Genomic DNA, 2,615 nt, shown 5'->3' with positions numbered 1-2,615 from the left:
GCGCTGAACGCCGCCGTGGAAGCGGCGCGCGCCGGCGAGCAGGGGCGCGGATTCGCCGTCGTGGCGAGCGAGGTGCGCAGCCTGGCGCAGCGCTCGGCCGCCGCGGCCAAGGAGATCACCGCGCTGATCGGCCGCTCCGTGACGCAGGTCGAACTGGGCACGCGCCTGGCCGACCAGACGGGCACCACGATGAACGAGATCGTCAGCAGCGTCCAGCGCGTGACGGACATCATGGCTGCGATCGCCGACGCCAGCAGCGCCCAGACGGCGGACATCGAGCACATCAACGACGCCATCGCGCAGATGGACAAGGACACGCAACAGAACGCCACCCTGGTGGACGAGACCGCAGGCCTGGCGACCGCGCTGCGCGAGCAGGCCGCCAGCCTGGCCGCCGTCGTGAGCGTGTTCACGCTGGTACGTCAGGGCACGCTCCGGCACGTCGAGCCCGTGCCGCCGGGGACGCTGGCGCTGCCGGCGTCGAATGCCGTGTCCACGCGGCGCCGCGCCTGACGGCACCCCGTTTACGCTTTACGCCGCCGTGGCCGCGCCCGCGGCGGCAACCCGTCCCGGCTCGCGCCGGGTTCCCGTCAACACCACAGACCATCATGAAGAAAGTACATCCCGCAGCGGCGTGCGCCGTAGCGTTCGCGGCGTTCGCCCTGGCGCCGGCGCATGCCGAGATCAGCATCATCGTGTCTTCCCATTCCTCGCTGGCGCCGCCCGTGCCCCAGGTCTGCCAGGCCTTCCTCGGCAAGATCAAGTCGCCGACCCCGATCAACCTCGCGGAAAAGAATCCGCTGCGCGACGAATTCTTTTCCAGGGCCTGCAAGAAGGATCCGGCCCAGGTGCAGGCCGTGTGGGGCAAGCTGATTTTCAMGGGCACCGGCACGCCGCCCGCCGAAGTCGACTCCGGCGCGGCGATGAAGAAGGCCGTCGCGGCCGATCCGAACGCCGTCGGCTACATCGACAAGAAGGACGTTGACGCCTCCGTCAAAGTCATCGCCACCGCCAACTAACCACGCACGAAGAATGAAGAAACTGATGATCGCCGCGCTGCTGTCCAGCGCCGGCATGGCGCATGCCAGTGACCTGAGTATTTCCGGATTCGCCACCGTCACCGCGGGCAAGGCCTACGGCGGCTCCGATGGCGAATTCATGGGCCAGCCGTGCCCCTGCTTCATCGGCAATTACGAGCACGGCACGGTCTACCATGGCAACGAATGGAGCCTCGCGCGCGAATCGCTCGTGGGTCTGCAGGCCAAATACCAGTTCACGCCGCAGCTGTCCGGCACCGTGCAGGCCGTATCGCGCGTGTCCGAACACGGCAAGCCGAAAGTCGACTGGGCCTACCTCTCCTACGACATCGCGCCCGACACGACGGTGCAGGTCGGCCGCCGCCGCCTGCCGATCTATGCCTACTCGGACAGCGTCTACATCGGCTACACCTTGCCGTGGGCGCGCGTGCCGCAGGATATCTACGGCTGGGAAGTCGGCGCCTACGACGGCGTGAACGTGCGCCATGCGCGCAGCTTCGGCGACTGGGCCGTCACCGCCAACGTGTTCGCCGGCCAGGAGCACACCCACGACAACATCGAGCAGCGCAAGATCTACTACGGCTACCGCGTGGACGACGACTGGAAGCACATCCTGGGCGGCTACCTCGACGTGTCCGACGAGGTCTTCGGCGCGCGCCTGATCTACATGCAGAACTCGATCGACCTGTCGCAGTACCCGCCGGACGACGTGCCGACGTTCAGCCGTGGCACGCGCCAGCGCATCATCGGCCTGTCCGGCAGCATCGACTACGGCAACTGGATGGTGCGCGCGGAAGCGAACCGCTTCATGCGTCCGGCGCTGGACTACAAGTCGTCGAGTTTCACGGCGACGGTCGGCTACCGCATGGGCCGGTTCATGCCGCTCGTCGGCTTTTCGTCGTACAAGGAAAAGCTGACGGCGACCTATACCGCGACGCAGAACGACAACACGCGTTTCGCCGGCGTGCGCTGGGACTTCCGCAAGAACATGGACCTGAAAGTCCAGTGGGACTCCGTCAAGGATTCCAGCGCCTACGACTTCACCAAGAACGCGAAGATGGTGACCGTCACCTGGGACGTGCTGTTCTAGTAGGGTGGGCACCCCGTGCCCACGCGTAACGCCGACATATCGCATACGTCACGCGTGGGCACAGGGGTGCCCACCCTACGACCTTCAGCGCAGCTCGAACAGGTAATCGCCGCCGCGCTGGTGCCCGGCGGCCGTCACCGCGCCGTAGTTCGGCGTCTGCGGGAATTCCTTCTTCACGCCCGTCTGCACGTCGGTGAAGATCGTGCTGCCGGGCTTCCAGTCCTGCACGGCGCCGACGACCCGCATCAGGTTCCACGCGAAGATCGAATGGCCTTCCTTGCCTTCGTCGGCGACCGGTTCGTCCCCGCCCGACGACAGTACGACGACGGAACGCTTGGTCAGCACGTCGTCGACCGTCACGTCGTGGCCGACGGCGTCCATGCCGTCGCGGGCGAACGCACCCGAATAACAGCTGTCGGAGATGAGCGCCATCTGCTTCGAGCGGATGCCCCCCAGCAGCTTTGCGACGTCGTTGTTCGAGATCCAGC

4 protein-coding genes are annotated in these 2,615 nt (G+C 66.5%); 3 read left to right on the top strand and 1 reads right to left on the bottom strand.

The genetic code is table 11. The annotated features are described in order from the left end of the window. The 3 genes from AC1DYX_RS30225 to AC1DYX_RS30215 form a co-directional block, all read left to right on the top strand. Positions 1 to 513, top strand: a 513-nt coding sequence (locus AC1DYX_RS30225) for a methyl-accepting chemotaxis protein (protein ID WP_477265777.1), incomplete at its 5' end; no start/stop codon positions are given. 95 nt (positions 514 to 608) lie between these two features. After that, positions 609 to 1,019 (top strand): hypothetical protein, encoded by a 411-nt coding sequence (locus AC1DYX_RS30220; RefSeq protein ID WP_477265775.1) that lies wholly within the window; start codon positions 609 to 611, stop codon positions 1,017 to 1,019. Positions 1,020 to 1,032: 13 nt separating this feature from the next. Continuing rightward, entirely contained in the window at positions 1,033 to 2,127 is a 1,095-nt protein-coding gene (locus tag AC1DYX_RS30215; RefSeq protein ID WP_477265773.1) for a hypothetical protein, read from the top strand. Positions 2,128 to 2,211: 84 nt separating this feature from the next. Here AC1DYX_RS30215 and AC1DYX_RS30210 read toward each other — a convergent pair. Beyond that, positions 2,212 to 2,615, bottom strand: a 404-nt coding sequence (locus tag AC1DYX_RS30210; protein WP_477265771.1) for a hypothetical protein, incomplete at its 5' end; no start/stop codon positions are given.

The organism is Massilia sp. P2_C2, from assembly GCF_056404615.1.
This window is presented reverse-complemented; position numbering and strand designations above follow the sequence as displayed.